The organism is Deinococcus sp. (assembly GCF_018260405.1).
Lineage (GTDB): Bacteria > Deinococcota > Deinococci > Deinococcales > Deinococcaceae > Deinococcus.
The window spans coordinates 60099-79013 of the sequence record NZ_JAGLBG010000002.1; the positions used below are offsets into that span (position 1 = coordinate 60099).

Consider the following 18915-nt stretch of genomic DNA (forward strand, 5'->3'; position numbering starts at 1 on the left):
ACGCCGTGACCCTCAACCTCGCGTTCCAGAAGTGCGTTTGCCCGTCAAGTTCTCAGGAGGAACCCCTATGACCATGTTCGACGTGACCCCCCGCGCCAAGAAACTGCGCGAGCAGCTCGGCAAATTCATGGAAGCCCACATCTATCCCAACGAGGACAAGGTTGCTGCCGAGATCAACACCGGCGACCGCTGGCACCACCTCGACCTGATCGAGAACCTCAAGGACAAGGCCCGCGCCGAGGGGCTGTGGAACTTCTTTCTGCCGCCCGGCAGCGACCCGGAGGGGCAGTATGGCCCCGGCCTGACCAACCTGGAGTACACCGGCCTGTGCGAGATGATGGGCCGCGTGTGGTGGGCACCGGAAGTCTTTAATTGCAGCGCCCCCGACACCGGCAACATGGAGGTGCTGGCCCGCTACGGCACCCCCGAGCAGCAGGAGCAGTGGCTCAAGCCCCTGCTAAGCGGCGAAATTCGCTCGGGCTTTTCGATGACCGAGCCGGACGTGGCCAGCAGTGACGCGACTAACATCCAGTCGAGCGTCGTGCGTGACGGCGATGAATACGTCATCAACGGGCGCAAGTGGTGGACCAGCGGGGCGGGCGACGACCGTTGCAAGATCAGCATCTTTATGGGCAAGACCGACCCGAACGCCGAGCGGCACCTTCAGCAGTCCATGATCCTGATTCCGATGGACGCGCCCGGCGTGACCAAGGAGCGCATGTTGACCGTGTTCGGCTACGACGACGCGCCGCACGGCCACGCCCAGATGACTTTCGGGGACGTGCGCATGCCTGCCAGCAACATGCTACTGGGCGAGGGCCGCGGCTTCGAGATCGCGCAGGGTCGCCTGGGGCCAGGGCGCATTCACCACTGTATGCGGCTGGTCGGACAGGCTGAACGCGCCCTGGAACTGATGATCAAACGCTCGGCCCAGCGCACGGCCTTCGGCAAGCCGCTGGCTCTGCACCAGCACACCCGCGAGATGGTCGCGCAGAGCCGCATGGAAATCGACCAGGCCCGGCTGCTGACCATGCGGGCCGCGCACATGATGGACACGGTGGGCAACAAGGCGGCCAAGAGCGAGATCGCCGCGATCAAGGTGGTGGCCCCCAATGTGGCCCTGCGCGTCATTGACCGCGCCATTCAGCTGTACGGCGGCGAAGGCGTCTGCCAGGACACGCCGCTGGCCCTGATGTACGCTCAGGCCCGCACCCTGCGCCTCGCCGACGGCCCGGACATCGTGCACGCCGAAACCGTTGCTAAAGAGGAGTACAGGCGCCAGGGCTTCGATACCCGCCAGCTGGCGGGCCGCAGCCAAGCGCCGGTTACAACCTGACGGCCTGACCCCTGCCCCCTCTGACCGCCAGGGGGTTTTGGCGCTGTTGTCACGGGGCCTAAAGCTCGTTCCCGCTAGACTGCGTGTACACCAACCAGATTCAGTGGCGGCGCGGCGGGACAGTCCTGTCTGGTCGCTGCCGTGAACACTTGCCCAGCCAGGAGAACAGACATGGAATTCAAGGACAGGATTATTGTCGTGACCGGAGCCGCCTCGGGAATCGGGCTGGCGCTCGCTACCCGCTTTGTTCGGGAAGGCGCCAGGGTTACCGCGTCGGACCGCAACCCGGCAGGCCAGGAAAAGGCGGCGGCCATCGGAGCGCGGTTCATTGCCGCCGACATCTCCAATGAGGCCGGGGTCAAGTCGATTATCGACGACGTGCTGGCGCATGAAGGCCACATTGACCTGTTCTGCTCGAATGCCGGAATTGCTATCGGGGAGGGGCCGGAAACGCCCGACAAGCAGTGGAACCTAATTCAGAATATCAACGTCATGAGTCACGTCTGGGCGGCGCGTTACCTCGTTCCGCACTATCTGGAGCGCGGCGAGGGCCACTTTCTGAACACCGCTTCGGCGGCGGGCCTGCTGACCGAACTGCACTCGGCCCCCTACGCCGTGACAAAGCACGCGGCGCTGGCCTTTGCCGAGTGGCTGGCGATTACTTACGGCGACCGGGGCATCAAGGTGTCGTGCCTGTGCCCGGAAGGGGTCTGGACGCCCATGATCGAGAACACGCCGATCTTGCAACAAACCGCCATCACCACCGACCAACTGGTCGAAAAGATGGTCGAGGTGCTGCGGGTTGACGGCTTCCTGATCACCACCCATGACACCACTCTGCGCGGTTTTCAGAACAAGGCGAGCAACTACGACGAGTGGATCAGCAAGATGCGCCACCTGCGCACCAAGGCGATGGCCCTGCTGGACGCCGAGGCTAGTGACCACGCATGACCCGCCCAGGCACTGGCCCCAACGCTACGCCGGACGCTGCCCCGGTGCGTCCGGGTGAGGAACTGCCGCTGGATAGGCTGCGTGAGGCCCTGCGCGGCAAGGTGCCCGGCAACGCCGAACAGCTCGAAGTGCTGCAATTTCCGGGCGGCATGTCCAACCTGACCTATCTGGTGCGCCTAGGCGCACCAGCAGGCGACGGTCAGGAATACGTGCTGCGCCGCGCTCCGCTGGGGCCGGTCGCCAAGGGTGCCCACGACATGGCGCGGGAGTATCACCTGCTTGAAAAAATCAATCCTGCGCTGCTGGCGGCTCCCGCGCCTGCCCTGCTGGTCGAGGACCCGGAGGTGCTGGGGTCGCCCTTTTACCTGATGGAACGCCGCCGGGGGGTGATTGTGCGGACCGAACTGCCCCCCGAATACGCCGCCAATCCGCAGGCTCCGGGCAAGCTCTCGGCGGCGCTGGCCGACACGCTGGCCGACACGCACGGGGTGGATATAGATGCGGCCGGCCTGCGCTCCATCGGCAAGCCAGAGGGCTTCAACCGCCGCCAGGTCGAGGGCTGGGCCGGGCGCTGGCGGCGGGCACGCGAATTGCTCGGGGGCACGCACGACCTGCCCGAACCGGCTGACCTTCACGACGAAGAAGTTATTGCGTGGCTGGAAACCAACATTCCGGCGGAAACGGCCCATACCCTCGTGCATAACGATTTCAAGCTGGATAACCTGATGCTCGACCCCGCCGATCCTTCACGGGTGGTGGCGCTGCTCGACTGGGAAATGACCACCGTGGGCGACCCGCTGGTGGATCTGGGCCTGACCCTGACCTACTGGACCATGCCCGAGCAGCCGGGCCGCGCCAGGAGCGTCATCGGGGCCAGCGGCAGCGACCAGGGCTATTTCACGCGCCAGCAGTTGCTCGACCGCTACGCCGCCCGCAGTGGCCGCGACGTGAGCAATATCAACTGGTATGAGGTGCTGGGCCACTTCAAACTGGCGGGTATCGTCATCCAGATTTTTGCCCGCTACCGCCTGGGTCAGACCAGCGACCCGCGTTTTGCCCCGCTGGCTGGGCAGGCCCAGTGGCTGATCGAGGAAGCCTGGCGGCGCATCCAGGCAGCGGACTGAGCATGAGTGAACTGATGCTGGTACGTCACGGTCAGGCCACGCCCTTTGAACAGGATACCGACCAGCTTTCGGCGCTCGGGCACCAGCAGGCGCGGGCCGTGGGCCGTTTTCTGGCAAACTATCAGCCGACCCATGTGCTTCATGGGCCGCTGGTGCGTCAGCGTCTGAGCGCCGAGCAGGCTGGGCAGGGGAGAGCCTGGCCGGAAGCGGCGCTTGACCCCCGGCTGGCCGAGTTCGACGGCGACGGCCTGATGCATACCCTGGCCCCGCTGCTGGCCCGACAGGATGCGGCGTTTGCCGCGCTGGTCGCCGAATTCCAGGCGGGGCGGCAGATCCCGCAGCGCAACGCCCACTTTCAGCGGATGCTCGAAGCGCTGGCGGCGGCGTGGCAGGTGGGCAGCGTCACCGATAAGCAGGTCGAGGGCTGGGCCGCCTTCCGCGCCCGCGTCCGGGCGGCGCTGGGCGATGTGCTGCACCTACCTGCCGCAAGCCGGGTGCTGGTCTTTACCAGCGGCGGCGTGATCGGGCTGGCGGTGGCGCTGGCCCTCGACGCACCCGACGCCTCGGCGCTCAAGGTCAACTGGCGCGTCAAGAACGGCAGTCTGACCCGCTTTACCTTTGGGGGCGGGCGCTTCACCCTCGATACCTTCAACGAGGAAAGCCACCTGACCCCCGAGCTACGAAGCTGGCGTTGATGGGCAAAAGTCGCCGGGTTCGTGGCGAGCACCCCCGGCCCAGGTGCAGAAAGCCAGCAACGTCGCTGCTGCTCATCAGGCCCAGGCCACCAGGGGCAATCTGGTGTGCCAGAAGCGTGGTGCCAGGAAGGAACCGGCCACTGGAGCCTCCCTTCAGGGCCGCTGCCTGTTTGGGGGCAGGTTTTTTCACTTTTTCGCGGCGCTGCCTGGATGCCTCTGGAGGTTCTGGCCTGCCTTCCGGTACAGTGGTTTCCAAAAGGCTTGGCGGCCCCGTATGCTGCCTGGCCTACGGAGAAACCATGAAACAGCTCGGCGTCACCCGCAGCGCTCTTGAAGCGACCCACGCGGTCATTACTCCCGAAACCTTCGTCCGTACAGCTCTGGCCGAGTGGCCTGGCAGCGCCATCGTGCTGCACATCGCCCCGGTTATCGGCCTGGGTTCGCGCTTCGTGCAGTTCACCGCCGAAATGCCCGCCGGAGCGGTGGCCCAGGAGTCGGCGCACGGCTATCAGCGCTTTGCCTTTGTGCTGGACGGTGAAGTCAAGGTAAGCGTTGGCGGCGAGGAGCGCACCCTCAAGGAGTACGATTACGTGTTCTTGCCCGCCAGCACCGCCCACACCCTCACGGCGGTGGGTGCAGCGCGGGTCGCCGTCTACGAAAAGCCCTACGAGGCCCTGTACGGCACCCAAGCGCCCGCCGTGGTCTGGGGCAACGAGCGTGAGAATCCTGGTTACGAGTTCGGGGGCGACGACCACCTGATCGCCCGCAAGCTGCTGCCCGACGACCCGCGTTTTGATTTCATGGTTAGTACCATGAGTTTTGCGCCCGGTGCGTCGCTGCCCTACGCCGAGATTCATCACATGGAACACGGCCTGCTGATGCTCGAAGGCGAGGGTCTCTACCAACTGGCCGGACACTATTACCCGGTGATGCGGGGCGACGTGATCTGGATGGGTGCCCATTGCCCGCAGTGGTACGGGGCGCTGGGGCGCAGCTGGAGCAAATACCTGCTGTACAAGGACATGAACCGCCACCCGCTGAACCTGCTGCACCTGAAGGGCAGTGGCCTATGAGTCACGCCTACTTGCCCCTAACCGACCACTACGACGTGAAACGGGGCGCGGACGGCCACCGGTACATCAGGCCCCTGATCAAGGGCTTTAACCTGACCCGCATTCCGCTGCTTAACAAGTCCACGGCTTTTACCGAGCAGGAGCGGGAGGCGCTGGGCCTCGACGGGCTGCTGGCACCACAGGTCGATACGCTGGAGGTACTGGTCGAGCGGGCCTACCGGCAGTTCAGCAAGCAGCCTGACCCGCTGGAAAAGCATGTGTACCTACGCAACCTGCAAGACCGCAACGAGGTGCTGTTCTACGCGCTGCTGACAGCTCACATCGAGGAGATGCTGCCTATCGTCTATACCCCGACGGTCGGCGAGGCGGTCAAGCGCTTCAGCCAGATTTACCGCTACCCGCGCGGCCTGACCCTCAGCACCCGCAACATTGCCCGCGCCCATCAGGCCCTGGCGAACGTACCGCTCAACGACGTGAGAATCATCGTTGCCACCGATTCGAGCGCCATTCTGGGCATCGGGGATCAGGGCTTCGGCGGCATGGCCATCAGCATCGGCAAGCTCAGCCTGTACACCGTAGGCGGCGGCGTCGGCCCCGACAAGACCCTGCCCGTCGAGTTGGACGTGGGGACCGGGCGCGAGGATTTACGAGCCGACCCGCATTACCTGGGCGTCAAGCACGAACGCCTCACTGGTGATGAGTACCTGAGCTTCATTGACCGCTTTGTCGAGGCGACGCTTAAGCGCTATCCCAGGGCCATTATTCAGTGGGAGGACTTCTCGAAGGACGCGGCGTTTAGCGTTCTGGAGCGCTACCGCCGGGTGGTGCCCAGCTTCAACGACGATATTCAGGGCACCGGCGCAGTGGTGCTGGCCGGGGTCATCAACGCCTGCCGCCTCAAGGCGCAGACGCTGGGTGAGCAGGTCGTGGTCATCCACGGGGCGGGTGCGGGCGGGGCCGGGGTCGCGGCGGCCATCCGCGAGGGAATGCGGCGGGAGGGCCTGTCGCCTGACGAGATCGCCCGGCGCGTCTTCGTGCTCGACTCGCGCGGCCTGCTGACCGACGACCGCGTGATGGAAAACTACAAGCGCTCCCTGGCGACGCCCCAGGCGCTGACCACTGGCTGGCGCGGCACCGACCTGCTCAGCGTGATTCAGGAGGCCGGGGCGACCGTGCTGCTGGGCCTTTCCGGGGTGCCCAACACCTTCAGCGAGGAAATCGTGCGGGCGGCCCAGGCCAACACGCCGCGCCCGCTGGTTTTTCCGCTCAGCAACCCGACGGCCAATTGTGAGGCGCTTCCCGAGGACGTCCTGCGCTGGACAGACGGGCAGGCGATGGTGTGTACCGGCAGCCCCTTCGCGCCCGTGATTCTGAACGGCCAGACGTATGAGATCGGGCAGGGTAACAATGCTTTCATTTTTCCTGGCCTGGGCTTCGGCGCGATTCTGGCCCGCGTGCGCGAAATTACCGACGAGATGGTCACCGAGGCCGCCTACGCCCTGGCCGACTACACTGCCGCTCACCACCCGTCGCGCATCTACCCCCCGGTGGGCGAGTTGTCGAAAGCCAGCGTGCACGTTGCCGTGGCGGTTATCAAGCAAGCCCTCCGGGACGGGGTCGCCACCGAGTTCAGCATTCGCCGCATGGACGACGCCGCGCTGCACGAGTTCGTCGGGCGCAAGTTCTGGCAGCCCAGATACCTGCCCTTTCACGACGAGGCTTGATTACGGACTGCCGTCTGTGTTGTTGACCACCCCCCCAGGCAACGGGTGACCCACTCGCGGGGGGACTCGTGCCACTCGCGCAGAGAGAGTGACTTGCAGAGGCGTGCCGCAAAGAAGCGAAGCGGCAGAAGGGTGAGTGGTTCAGCAGAGGCAGTGTGTCACTAGAACAACAAAAAGTTCCCCGCATAGGCTTGCCTGGCAAGGCGGGACGCGCCCCCAAAAGTCCGGCAATGGTTGACAGCTCCGATCAACTTTCCTAAAGTAGCCCCTGGCCTGCTTGTCAGGTCGCCTTTATCCAGAGACGGCGTGTGGAAACTGGTCACCCCGGGTGTTTCAGACAAGCGCCGCAGCAACCGGCCTTCATCACGGCACGGTGCTTTCCAGCCCCGGCAGAGTCCAACGATGGTTTGCAGATGCCGGGAACGATAAAGGAAGGGTGTTCCTCCGGGGCCAGAGCGCTCCGGGCGGGTTCCAACGGACAGACTTCAGGCGGGTGTGTCCCCTTCCGAATCAGGCTGCTCACGCGGCCCCAGCCAGGAAGGGGGCATCCTTTTTTGTGTTCTGTCCCCCGCCATATTCAGGAGGCCACCCTTGAGTGACATTGCCCTATCTCCATCAACTCTGCCCCCATCAGCTCTGCCCACCTCAGCTGTCCCCGCGCTCCAGTTCATAGATGTTCGCAAGACCTACCCCGGACAGGCCCAACCCGCCCTGCGCGACCTCACGCTGATCGTCCCCAGGGGCAGCCGCACCGGCATCATCGGGCGCAGCGGCGCAGGCAAAAGCACACTGGTGCGCCTGATTAGCGGCCTGGAAACCCCAGATGCCGGGCAGCTGCTGATCGCCGGACAAGACGCCGGGCAACTGAGCAGCAAGGCCCGCCGGGAGCGGCAGTCGCACACCGGGCTGGTGTTCCAGCACTTCAATCTGCTGGCGCAGCGCACCGCCCTGGGCAACGTGACTCTGCCGCTGGAACTGCTGGGCGTGCCGCGTGAGCGCCGCGAGGCCCGCGCCCGCGAACTGCTGGCGCAGGTGGGGCTGGGCGACTTCGCGGGCCGTTACCCGGCGCAGCTGTCCGGCGGGCAAAAACAGCGCGTCGGGATTGCCCGCGCCCTGGCGACCGACCCCGACCTGCTGCTGGCCGACGAGGCCACCAGTGCGCTGGACCCCGAAACCAGCGCCGGGATTCTGGAATTGCTGACGCAGCTTCAGCGCGAACGCGACCTGACCCTGGTCATCGTGACGCACCAGATGGAAGTCGTGCGGGCCGCCACGACGCACGTGGCCGTGCTGGACGCCGGGCAGCTGGTCGAGAGCGGCGAAACCCGCGCCCTGCTGGGCCATCCGGGGCATGAGGTGACCCGCGCCCTGCTGGACGCCCACCGCCCCGAAGTGCAGCTGGCCCCCGGCGAGGTGCTGCGCCACGTCAATCTGAAAGACCTGAGCAGCCAGACGCTGGCGGCGCTGGCCGGGCTGGGTGCCCGCATCGTGCTGGCCGAGGCTCATCCGCAGGGCGTGGACACCTGGCTGGCCCTGCCGGAAGCCCAGGCGGGTTTGCTCGCGGCCCTTAACTTGCAGGCGGTGGGCGCGTGAGCTGGGCCGAAATCTGGCCGCTGCTGTGGCAGGCGACGCTGGAAACCTTTCAGATGGTTCTTCCCGCCGCGCTGATGGCCGAGGTGCTAGGACTGGCGCTGGGGGTGCTGCTCACGCTGACCCGGCCCGGTGGTTTACTTGCCAACCGCCCAGTAAACCGCGTGCTGGACGCTATTGTTAACATCGGGCGCAGTTTGCCGTTCATCATCTTGCTGGTGCTGCTCATTCCGTTTACGCGCCTGATAACCGGCACCAGTATCGGCTCTACGGCGGCCACCGTGCCGCTGACCATCGCAGCTATTCCGTTCGTGGCGCGACTGGTAGATGGGGCGCTGTACAGCGTGCCGGGCGGCGTCATCGAGGCGGCGCGGGCCATGGGAGCCAGCACCGGCCAGATTGTAAGTAAGGTGCTGCTGCCCGAGGCGCGGCCCGCCCTGATTCAGAGCTTCACCGTGATGCTGGTCAACCTGATTGGCTACTCGGCTATGGCCGGGGCCATCGGCGGCGGGGGCCTGGGCGACCTGGCGATTCGCTACGGCCACCAGCGTTTCGAGACCGACGTGATGATAGCCACCGTCCTCGTGCTGCTGCTGCTGGTGCAGGGCGTGCAATGGCTCGGTGACTGGGCCGCCAGCCGCGCCGACCACCGCTAATCTTCCGCTTTTCCACTTCTGCTCAAAGGAGTTACTAACATGCGTAAAACACTGCTTCTCTCGGCCCTTACTCTCGCCTCTTTCGCTAGCGCGGGCACCCTGCGCGTCGGCGCGACTCCGGTTCCGGCGGGCGAACTGCTGAACTTCGTAAAACCCATTCTGACCAAGCAGGGCGTAGACCTCCAGATTAAAGAATTCAGCGACTACGTGCAGCCCAACGTGGCCCTGGGTGAGGGTAGTTTGGACGCCAACCTGTTCCAGCACACGCCGTATCTCAATGCCTTTCAGCAAAACCGCCCGCTGAACATCGTGGTGGTCAAGAAGATTTATCTGCCGCCGCTGGGCCTGTACAGCAAAAAGTATAAAAATGTGACTGATATTCCAAAGGGTGGCACCATCGCCGTGCCCAACGACCCTAGCAATGAGGCCCGCGCCCTGCTGCTGATTGAAAAGTCGGGGCTAATTCGCCTGAAAGCCGGGGCCGGGGTTAGGGCCACGCCCGCCGACATCGTGAGCAATATCAAGAACCTCAAGTTCCGTGAGCTGGAAGCCGCGCAGCTGCCGCGCTCCCTTCAGGACGTGGACGCCGGAATCGTGAATGCCAACTACGCGCTGGAAATCGGGCTGAACCCGGTCAAGGATTCGCTGTTTCACGAGAGTAAGAACAGCGTGTACGTCAACGTGCTGGCGACCACCAAGGACAAGCTGAACAACCCCGACTTGCAAAAGCTGGCGGGGGCCCTGACCAGCCCCGAGGCCAAAGCCTGGCTGCTCAAGAAGTACGGCGGCACCGTCATCCCCGCGTTCTGAACCCACTTTTTCTTAGAGCCGTTCTCCGAAGTGATGGGCACGTCGGAACAACACCGCCGCCCCCTTCATTCTCCGTCCTGCTCTTTTTGTTCACTCGTTCCACTCGGCAAAAAGATGGTCAAAAGAGCACCCTCTTTTTGCACAATGCTCTCATTTTAAGGAGTTTCGCCATGCGTAAGATTCTGATTCTGTCCGCCTTTGCCCTGGCCTGCGCCGCCTCCGCTGGAACCCTGCGAATCGGAGCCAGCCCGGTGCCGCACGCCGAAATCTTGAACTTCGTTAAGCCGATTCTCGCCAAACAGGGCGTGGAGCTGCAAATTAAGGAATTCAGCGACTACGTGCAGCCTAATCTGGCTCTGGCCGACGGCAGCATCGACGTGAACTACTTCCAGCACGTGCCTTACCTCAACGCCTTTCAGAAGGATCGCCCGCTGGGTATCGTGGCCGGGGTCAAGATTCACGTCGAGCCGATGGGCGTGTACAGCAAGCGCGTCAGGAGCCTCAAAGACCTGAAGAACGGGGCGACTATCGCCCTTCCCAACGACCCCAGCAACAGTGGCCGCGCCCTGAAGCTGCTCGAACGCGCGGGCCTGATTCGCCTTAAGCCCTCGGCGGGCATCAGCGCCACCGTGATTGACATCACCACCAACCTCAAGCACCTCAAGTTCAGCCAGCTGGAAGCCGCGCAGCTGCCGCGCTCCCTTCAAGACGTGGACACGGCGGTTATCAACACCAACTACGCGCTCGATGGTGGCCTGAATCCACTCAAGGACGCGCTGCTGATCGAAGACAGCCACAGCCCGTATGCCAACGTGCTGGCCGTCAAGCCTGCCACGCTGAAGAACACCGATTACCTGAAACTGGTCAGGGCGCTGCAAAGCCCCGAGACAAGGGCGTTCATTCTGAAAAAGTATAACGGGGCCGTGGTTCCCGCGTTCTAAAGTCACTCCAGCTGCAAGCCCTCGCCAGTTTGCGCGGGGGCTTTTGCTTTTGCACAGCGGGGTAAGGTGGGCAGTGGAAGAAAGCGTGGAGTGTATGTAGTGGTGTGACTGGGCGGGGGCCTCATACAGACTGCCGATTGAATTTGACATAAGCAGATTCAATCTGAGCGGAGGCCAGAAGGAAAGATGCGGGGTTGGCGCTGTGGCAGTACAGGGGGTGGCCCTCTTGGGCAAAGCGGCTTCTTGGGCAAAACGGACTCGCTTGAGCAAGCCTGCCCGCTTCTTGGGCAAAATGGCACCCAGGATGGGGCCTGCCCGCTTCTTGGTCAGAACGGCTTCTTGGTCAGAACGGCACCCGTATGGGGCCTGACCGCACCCAGGATGGGGCCTGCCCGCTTCCCGCTTGTACCAGCATTGAGCGGAAGTCAGTATCAGCCTTCAACCGTTTCGGCGTAGCCCTGCGCCTGCAAGTGAAACAGCGCCGCGTACTTTCCGCCGCGCTCCAGCAGTTGCTCGTGGCTGCCCGACTCGGTCACCACGCCCCCTTCGAGCATGATGATCTGGTCGGCCAGGCGCACGGTCGAAAAGCGGTGCGAGATCAGGAAGGTGATGCGCCCACCAGCCTGTTCGCGCAACGCCGACATGGTTTCAAATTCGGCGCGGGCGTCGAGTGCGGCAGTCGGCTCATCGAACACCAGCACCGAGGCGTCGCGGAAGTACAGCCGGGCCAGCGCCAGCCTTTGCCATTGCCCGCCGGACAGCTGCCGCCCCCCCTGAAACAGCCGTCCCAGAGGGGTATCCAGCCCTTGCGGGAGGGTCTCGATGTACTCGGCCCCCGCCTGCTCGACTGCCTGCTCGACGCCCGGGCGATCCCCCAGCCGCGCGACCTCGGCAATGGCGACATTTTCCAGGGCGCTCATCTGGTATTGCCCGAAATCCTGAAAGATGATGCTCATTTCCTTTTGCACGCTGCGCGGAGAAAAACGGCGCGAGTCCAGCCCGTTGATCAGGATGCGCCCATTGGTCGGCTCGAACAGGCGCGTGAGCAACTTGACGATGGTGGTCTTCCCGGCCCCGTTTTCGCCCACCAGGGCCAGGGCGTGCCCACGCTGAACAGTAAAATTCACGCCGCGCAGCACGTCACGGTCGGTCAGCGGATAACGGAAGGCCACATCCTGAAATTCGATGGTGTGAATTGGCCCTTCCCAGGTGTCGCCCGCCGAGAGGTCACGGTCGGGAAGTTCCAGAAAGTCGAACAGGTTACGCATGTACAGCAGGTTCTGATAAATCCCGCTCAGACCGTTCAGGAAGCCCGAAACGGTGCCTTGTACCTGCGAAATCCCCAGGATGAATACACTGAAGTCGCCCACGCTGATCTGCCCGTCTGCCGCGCGGCGCAGAATCAGCGCACTCGCCAGCCCGATCAGCAGCGCCGAGGTCAGCGACGCCCCGAACCCCCACGCCGACCGCTGGCGCACCACGACCTCCAGCTGCCGCCGGAAACCCAGGTAATACTCGCGCCAGCGCCCCAGCAGGTACGGCTCGAACCCGAAGAGGCGCACTTCCTTGACCAGGGTGTCAGAAGTCAGCAGACTGCCCAGATAGGTTTGTACGCGGGCATCGTGCGTCTGGCGGCGCAACATGCGGTAGTTTTCGACGCCGAAGCGGTTGCTGACGTACACGCCCGGCAGGCTGGCAAGCAGCACCAGCGGCAAAATCCAGAACCCCAGCCGCGTCATCAGGGCACCGACTGACACCAGCGTAATCACCGACCCGATCAGCCCCACGATCTGCATGGCGACGCCCAGTGGCCGGGTGCCGACCTCGCGGTAAGCCTGTTGCAGCCGGTCATAGGTTTCGGCGTTTTCGAACGCTTCGACGCTCAGGCCCGAGGCTTTTTCAAGAATCCGGCGCGACACGCTGTATTGCAGGCTGTCGCCCAACAGCTGTTGCGCGGCGTTCTGCACGGTCGAGAGCAGGCTGCCGAACACTGTCAGGCCCACCTGCACGCCCAGCAGGGAGAGCAAGTTGTGGTAGGTCGCGTGGCCCTGAATGGCGCGGGCCACCTCGTCTAGCAGCAGCTTGCCCACGTACAGGTTGGCGGCGGGCAGCGCACTGCTTAGCAGGCTGGTCAGCGCGTAGTTCGCGGCCTGCGTGGGGCTGGCCTGCCAGACGATTTGCAGCGTTTCGGTCAGGTCGTGCAGCCGGATACGAACATTCGGGTCAGCGGGGGTCGGGGAAGCATGCGTATGCGGAGCGCCAGTCATTAGGCCGAGTTTGCCGTATTCCGGCCCTGTTGTGGCCCGATTTGCTCCGGCAGGGTGACAGAATAGAGGTCATCCGGTCGCTGGAGCAGATAGAATCAGTTGCCTGGACGCTGCTTTTCATCAATGTTTTTTCGGCACAGCCTCTCATGTTGTTAAAAATGATTCCTAATAAGCTTAGGAAGTCAGTCCTGACTGACCCTCTGGTGCGCCCGGAGTTTTGTGGCTTACGGCCCGGCCCAGGAAAGGAGACCCATGTCTGAAACGCATACGACTGCCCCTGGGGGCGCAAGCGCCGGAAACGCGATTGATCCCGAAGTGCTCGAAATTCTGCAATCGGCTTTTGCGGCAGCCCGCAGCGGTGACGCCGAGTATCTGGGCCAACTGCTTGGCAGAGGCCTACCCGCCAACCTGCGTAACGACAAAGGCGATAGCCTGATTATGCTAGCGAGCTATCATGGCCACCATGACGCAGTCCGGCGCCTTCTTCAGGCCGGGGCAGATACCGAGGTCGCCAATGACCAGCTACAGACTCCTTTACAGGGGGCCGCCTTCAAGGGTGATCTCGAAATGGTCGAGCTGCTGGTCGCTGGCGGCGCAAGTATCGAGGGACGCAGCCCCAACGGACGCACGGCGCTGATGCTGGCCGCCATGTTCAACCGCACCGAGATTGTGCAGTGGTTGCTCGATCATGGCGCAGACCCCACTCTGCGTGACGCGAGCGGAGCGACCGCCGCCGACGCCGCCAGAGTCATGGGTGCGCCCGACACGGCCCGTCAGCTCGAGCCGCTTGTATCACGGCCCCCTGAATAAGGCCGTGCTCTGCATGGCCCAAGGCGGCGGGCACGTCGGAAAAACACCGCCGCCCCCTTCGTTCTACGTCCTGCTCTTTTTTTCACTCGTTCCACTCGCCAAAAAGATGGTCAAAAGAGCACCATCTTTTTGCAAAATGCTTTAGTGCGGCATCAATAGTTACTTGAAATCGAATTCAACTGTCTGGGACGCATCATTGCCCGCGTAATCGAACACTGTGAAGTCCAGCTCGAACTCACCACTCGGCAACTCCTTCTGCTTCGCCCTGAGTTTCGACAGATTCTCATCACTGATTTTCAGCACGGCCTTCTGCACCGCGAAGTCATATTTATCCGTCTTCGCGTTATACGTCCGCAGATAGAATTGCAGCTTGCCGCCCGCCTCCACATCAATTCCGATCGGTGATTCCCCGCTGTTGTCGAGTACGCCAGTAATCTCACCGTCTTCATTGAACTGAACCATCACGTCGAACGGGTCCTCTCCAGGGGCTGTGTACTGCGCGTAGGCCGTCAGGAACTCATCGTCTGGTTCTGCGTGCTCCGCCGTGACGTATGTGCTCTGCACGCCATCGGTCATCGTCCACGCCTGGGGCTCCCAGTCGAACTCGTAGTCCCCGCCGACCAGACGCGTGTAGTACACGTCGCCGTAATCGAAGTACGCATCTGGCCCGTTCTTCCGGTACAGGCTGGCCATCACGGCGTACACGTCCGCCCCAGCGGCTGTAAATTCGAAGTGGGCACTGCCGTCCTTGTTGACGCGCGTCATGTCTGCGTTCTTGAGCTGGGGCGGCGTAGTGTCCGCCTTTACGGCTGCCGTCCACGCACGCTGAAGACCCAACCACCCGGTACCCGCGTTCATGGGCAGCGCCGCATACCGCTTCAGGGTACCGCCGTCCGGCACGGTGTTCTGATGAGTCGGGAAATACACCGATAGCGCCGACGCTGCCAGGCGCTTTTGCCCGACCGATTTGGCCACGATCAATTGCTTGATGGCTGCGGAAAGGGCCGCCGCCTGCCCCTTGAGCGTCGCGTCCGGGGTGTACTGCCCGACCCTGTCTGCAAAGTGACCCAGATCAACGTAGGGACGGGTGGTACCGGGGCGCCCATCGTCGCTGAAGTCGTACTGGATAGCCTCGCCCCGGGCGCGCCAGAGGTACCCGGCTGTCTGGGGCGAGGCAAACGCTTTAGTCAGGCTGGCCGCGAACGTGTTCAGGGCAGCCTGCGTGGCGGGCCAGCGACTCGTGTCGTACGCCGCGTGCACACCGTACAGCCGATCACTCGGGCTGGAGCGGTGCTGCGCTTCCCAGAACTTGACTTCCTGCGCGCCGAAGGTGGTCATGTTCTGCTCAGGCGTACGGTTGAGGGCCTGCAGGGTCGGCGCGTAGTTCCAGCCGTCCCCGTAGTCGATTTCCGCATCAGCGATGTACAGGCGGGTCAGGGGCGCGAACTGCGCGACGAGTTCTGCGCCGCCCATCAGGCAGGTATCGAAGGCCAGGAAGTCCAGTTTCTGGATCCCCAGGTTCTTCAGGGCCTGGCCCGTAGCGCGGCTGAATGCCTCGGGCGTGAGGGTGCCCGGCTGATCCTCGGAGACGCCGGGGCCGTGGGTGTCTCCGCCGAAGCCGCCGTCCCACTGTCCGCCGTGGTCCCACATGATCAGGCCGTGATGCGCGGACGGGTAAGCTTTGTAGGCCCAGGTGAGGAAGGACGAGACGTTCTGCGCGTCGTCACTGTTGAGTTCAGGAAGACGCTGGACGGAAACACGCTTGCCGTTCTCGATGACGCCACGCTCCACGCCGGGGCTGGCACCACCTTCGTCATCGTTACGGTCGAGCTGATAGACCACGCGGACGTTCTTAAGCGGCCCGGCGGCGGCCATTTCTTCCAGGTCGGTCAGGGCGCTGGAGTCGAGGTTGTGATCCGCGTCGAGGTAGACGGCGACCGTCCACGGAACCGGGGCCTGCTGCGCGGCGGCGGAGGTGAGGCTCAGGGCGGTGCTCAGCATCAGGAGGGAAACTGGTTTCATTCCTGTCATCCTATCGATTGACCGTTAAATGAGAAGAATTGTCCAGCAATAAGAGGAGCAGACTTAAAGCCTACCCAGAAAGTGCATGGATGGGAGCGACAGAAGCCAACTTGCGCCAGATAATGAGGCAGGCGGCCAGTTCGGCAAACCCCAGATAGAGCTGCTGCTAGTCTAACGAAAACAGCAAAAACCCGTGCAGCGCGTGCACGGGCTTAATGCTGAAGCTTGGTGGCGACATCGAGACTTGAACTCGAGACCTCACGATTATGAGTCGTGCGCTCTAACCAGCTGAGCTACGTCGCCTAGTTCTCGGTGCTGCTTTGGCGTGGCAAACGCCCATGCACGGGCCAAACACTGAGTTCGGCGCTGAAAAAATGTAGCACCCCCTGGACGCGATATCAAGTGCAGGGAGCACACGGGGGTGTAACTCAGAATTGCGGGATCGGGAAAGCGCGGTGACGCAGGGTTCGAAATGGAAGTGGATTCGTTTTAGATGCGTTTCGTGCGCGTAGAGCCACCATTGCAGTTGCGCCTGGTCTTGACCAATGCTGTCCAGAACGCTTCAAACGATGCCCAATCACGCTTTTGTTTGCTCCTTCAATCTGTCCCGAGCCGATAGGCCAACCCTGCTCCCGGTATCTGACATAGTCCATTTGCCCTTTTCGTTCGAGTAGATAACGGGCTGCCGTGCAGCCCGCCTCAGACCAGTTCCGCCGTTTTTCTTCGGGTCGTAAGTGTGTCTGCAACCACTCTGCCCCATTGCATTCACCTCGTAACCACGCTCGGCGTTCGTCGGCTCGCAATGCTTCATTCCAACCAAGTTCCTGCATCACCGTATCCACATAACCTGCGGCGTGGTAGACATCTAGAACCACATTCGCCCCAATCAGACTCAGTGTTTGAGCCGCCCATGGTGCACCGTCCTGGCGGCCTGACAAACCTTATGAGAAATCGTCCCCGATAGAGGACAATTTCTGCTTGCCAAACACTCTGGAGGTTATTTTTTGCGTTTGGCAGAAGGTTTTTTGGCTGGGCCGGGGCCAGCGGTGGTGCGCTCTTTGGCGTCGCGCATAAACGAGCGCAATTTGGCCTCAAACTGGGGGCTTTGCCGTCCGATGGCCCGGGGACGCGGGACTTCTTCTGGCTCTTCAAGCAGTTCCTTGATCGAAAGGTCGAGGCGGCCACGTTCATCGCGGCCCAGCACCTTCACTTCCACGGTATCGCCCTCATGGACGTGATCGTGGATGTTCCGGACAAACGAGTGGGCAATCTGCGAGATATGCACCAGCCCTGTTTCGCCGTTCTCGAACTGTATGAATGCGCCGAAATCTGTGACGCGGGTGATGCGGCCCTCCGCTACTGCACCGGAATCAAGCTGCAAAGGTCTTCTCCTTCAAAGGCATGAGGCATAGCTTACACCATAACTGGGGCCGTGCGCATAACTCTCATTAACCTTCAGGTCATAGATGCCCCCGGCAGAAGTTCACAGACGGGTTTTTTCTACTGCCGGGCTTTAGGCACTGAGGGCCAGATCGAGGCCCAGAAAGCGCCATAACGCCCGGCGCGGAATACGCAGCCCGCTCGGGTGTTCGACGGCGTGCAGGCGACCATCTTTGATCCAGCGGCGCACAGTGCGTTCGTGCGTGCTGGTGAAGGCGGCGACTTCGCTGACTTTAAGCAGCTTGGGCAGGTTTTGAAACTGGCCGTCTAATGTCATTACAGACCCCCAAAAAGCACACGGGGCCACCAGTCGGCAGCCCCATACAGGATTTTAAGTTTTGCAACAGCGGCTGAGCGAAGGCGCACCACATCCACACCGCTTGGGGGTGTGTGAGAGGCAAGGCAGGTCATTCGCTTCAACTTGCTGGAAATGTAGCATGTGAACTTTCAGCCCAACGTCAGACGTTTAGGGCTGAAGTTCATGCTTGAGGGGGGAGAGCGTCAGGAGGTCTTTTGATCCTGCGCCGAGCTAAATTGAAAGGATATGGGTCTTCTGACGCAAGTTTCTGGCACTCTGATCAACGTCGTGGCCGTGCTTCTCGGTACGGCGCTGGGCCTGAGTTTCGGTAGCCGCCTGCCCGAGCGCACCCAGCGCAGCCTGCTGCAAACCCTGAGTCTGGTGACCCTGTTTATTGCCCTGGATATGGCCAGCAGCCTCAACAAGGTCGGCGGCGGGCACATTCCGGGGGTCATTCTGACGCTGCTAAGTCTGGCGCTGGGCGTGGTGGTCGGTGAGGCGCTGGGCATCGAGGAGGGCTTGACCCGCCTGGGCGATCAGCTTAAGCGCCGCTTCAAGGGAGGTGGACTATTCACCGAGGGCTTTGTGGCGGCCAGTCTGCTGTTCTGCATCGGGCCGATGACCGTGATCGGCGGTATTCAGAACGGTCTGACGGGCAATTCTTCTACTTACGTGCTCAAAAGTACACTTGACGGGATCGCGGCGCTGGCGCTAGCGGGGGCTTACGGCGTCGGCGTGGGCTTCAGCGCCCTCAGTGTGCTGATTATTCAGGGCGGCATCAGCCTGCTGGCCGGAGTATTTGCGGCCAAGCTGCTGGGTGGGGCCGACCCGGGCATCCTAAAAACCAATCCTTACGTGTTGCTGCTGACTGGGGCGGGCGGCATGATGATCGTGGGGATCAGCTGGAACCTTATGCTGGCGGGCCTGGGCATGGATGACAAACGGGTGCGCGTGGGCAGTATGCTTCCGGCGCTGTTTATCGCTCCGTTGGCGCTGTGGTTGGCGACCCGGCTGGGGTAGGCTCTGCTGCGGGCCACCTGCGCGGCGTACCACCGCTATAGGAAAGTTGAAGCCGGGGTCGGCTGCCACTGCCTGGAGCGGAGCAGGGCCGCCCAGCATCTGCACCTTCCAGCGCCTGCAACCATGATGAGCACAGTGGTCAGTGGCAAAAGCGCCAG

The 18915-nt window shown here is 62.8% G+C and carries 16 protein-coding genes and 1 tRNA gene; 12 read left to right on the forward strand and 5 right to left on the reverse strand.

Features of this window, described 5'->3' with window-relative positions; genetic code table 11:
- Nucleotides 1-67 precede the first annotated feature (67 nt).
- The 10 genes from QZ269_RS00700 to QZ269_RS00745 all read left to right on the forward strand — a co-directional run bounded on the left by QZ269_RS00700 (nucleotide 68) and on the right by QZ269_RS00745 (nucleotide 10900).
- Nucleotides 68-1336 (forward strand): acyl-CoA dehydrogenase family protein, encoded by a 1269-nt coding sequence (locus QZ269_RS00700; protein WP_291423224.1) that lies wholly within the window; start codon nucleotides 68-70, stop codon nucleotides 1334-1336.
- A gap of 171 nt (nucleotides 1337-1507) precedes the next feature.
- On the forward strand, nucleotides 1508-2287 hold the full coding sequence (locus tag QZ269_RS00705) for an SDR family oxidoreductase (RefSeq protein ID WP_291423226.1): 780 nt from the start codon (nucleotides 1508-1510) through the stop codon (nucleotides 2285-2287).
- Nucleotides 2284-3411 (forward strand): phosphotransferase family protein, encoded by a 1128-nt coding sequence (locus tag QZ269_RS00710; RefSeq protein ID WP_291423229.1) that lies wholly within the window; start codon nucleotides 2284-2286, stop codon nucleotides 3409-3411. Before QZ269_RS00705 ends, QZ269_RS00710 begins: the two co-directional genes overlap by 4 nt.
- A 2-nt stretch (nucleotides 3412-3413) precedes the next feature.
- Nucleotides 3414-4106, forward strand: a complete 693-nt coding sequence (locus QZ269_RS00715) for a histidine phosphatase family protein (RefSeq protein WP_291423231.1) — start codon at nucleotides 3414-3416, stop codon at nucleotides 4104-4106.
- 299 nt (nucleotides 4107-4405) lie between these two features.
- Nucleotides 4406-5179 (forward strand): (S)-ureidoglycine aminohydrolase, encoded by a 774-nt coding sequence (allE, locus tag QZ269_RS00720; RefSeq protein WP_291423233.1) that lies wholly within the window; start codon nucleotides 4406-4408, stop codon nucleotides 5177-5179.
- Nucleotides 5176-6903, forward strand: a complete 1728-nt coding sequence (locus QZ269_RS00725; RefSeq protein ID WP_291423235.1) for an NAD-dependent malic enzyme — start codon at nucleotides 5176-5178, stop codon at nucleotides 6901-6903. Before allE ends, QZ269_RS00725 begins: the two co-directional genes overlap by 4 nt.
- Nucleotides 6904-7503: 600 nt before the next feature.
- Nucleotides 7504-8496 carry a methionine ABC transporter ATP-binding protein gene (locus tag QZ269_RS00730; RefSeq protein WP_291423271.1) on the forward strand — a complete coding sequence of 331 codons (993 nt, stop codon included), beginning with the start codon at nucleotides 7504-7506 and terminating at the stop codon, nucleotides 8494-8496.
- The gene (locus QZ269_RS00735; protein ID WP_291423238.1) at nucleotides 8493-9149 is read left to right on the forward strand and encodes a methionine ABC transporter permease; all 657 of its coding nucleotides are present in this window, start codon (nucleotides 8493-8495) and stop codon (nucleotides 9147-9149) included. Before QZ269_RS00730 ends, QZ269_RS00735 begins: the two co-directional genes overlap by 4 nt.
- Before the next feature lie 39 nt (nucleotides 9150-9188).
- Complete coding sequence (locus QZ269_RS00740) at nucleotides 9189-9959, forward strand: MetQ/NlpA family ABC transporter substrate-binding protein (protein WP_291423239.1); 771 nt, start codon at nucleotides 9189-9191, stop codon at nucleotides 9957-9959.
- Between the two features lie 170 nt (nucleotides 9960-10129).
- Complete coding sequence (locus tag QZ269_RS00745; protein WP_291423241.1) at nucleotides 10130-10900, forward strand: MetQ/NlpA family ABC transporter substrate-binding protein; 771 nt, start codon at nucleotides 10130-10132, stop codon at nucleotides 10898-10900.
- 431 nt (nucleotides 10901-11331) lie between these two features.
- On the opposite strand, the gene QZ269_RS00750 is transcribed toward QZ269_RS00745, so the two are convergent.
- Nucleotides 11332-13167 carry an ABC transporter ATP-binding protein gene (locus QZ269_RS00750; protein ID WP_291423243.1) on the reverse strand — a complete coding sequence of 612 codons (1836 nt, stop codon included), beginning with the start codon at nucleotides 13165-13167 and terminating at the stop codon, nucleotides 11332-11334.
- Nucleotides 13168-13419: 252 nt separating this feature from the next.
- On the opposite strand from QZ269_RS00750, the gene QZ269_RS00755 reads away from it, so the two are divergent.
- The gene (locus tag QZ269_RS00755; RefSeq protein WP_291423245.1) at nucleotides 13420-13977 is read left to right on the forward strand and encodes an ankyrin repeat domain-containing protein; all 558 of its coding nucleotides are present in this window, start codon (nucleotides 13420-13422) and stop codon (nucleotides 13975-13977) included.
- A gap of 159 nt (nucleotides 13978-14136) precedes the next feature.
- Here QZ269_RS00755 and QZ269_RS00760 read toward each other — a convergent pair whose 3' ends face one another.
- The 4 genes from QZ269_RS00760 to QZ269_RS00775 form a co-directional block, all read right to left on the reverse strand.
- The gene (locus tag QZ269_RS00760; protein WP_291423247.1) at nucleotides 14137-15999 is read right to left on the reverse strand and encodes a clostripain-related cysteine peptidase; all 1863 of its coding nucleotides are present in this window, start codon (nucleotides 15997-15999) and stop codon (nucleotides 14137-14139) included.
- A 226-nt stretch (nucleotides 16000-16225) separates the two neighbouring features.
- Nucleotides 16226-16302, reverse strand: a tRNA-Met gene (locus QZ269_RS00765).
- A gap of 694 nt (nucleotides 16303-16996) precedes the next feature.
- The gene (locus QZ269_RS00770) at nucleotides 16997-17380 is read right to left on the reverse strand and encodes a S1 RNA-binding domain-containing protein (protein WP_291423250.1); all 384 of its coding nucleotides are present in this window, start codon (nucleotides 17378-17380) and stop codon (nucleotides 16997-16999) included.
- A gap of 132 nt (nucleotides 17381-17512) precedes the next feature.
- Entirely contained in the window at nucleotides 17513-17716 is a 204-nt protein-coding gene (locus tag QZ269_RS00775) for a helix-turn-helix domain-containing protein (protein ID WP_291423252.1), read from the reverse strand.
- A gap of 267 nt (nucleotides 17717-17983) precedes the next feature.
- Between QZ269_RS00775 and QZ269_RS00780 the strand changes: the two genes are divergently transcribed.
- A complete protein-coding gene (locus QZ269_RS00780) occupies nucleotides 17984-18757 on the forward strand; it encodes a DUF554 domain-containing protein (RefSeq protein WP_291423254.1) in 774 nt (257 codons plus the stop codon).
- Nucleotides 18758-18915: the final 158 nt, after the last annotated feature.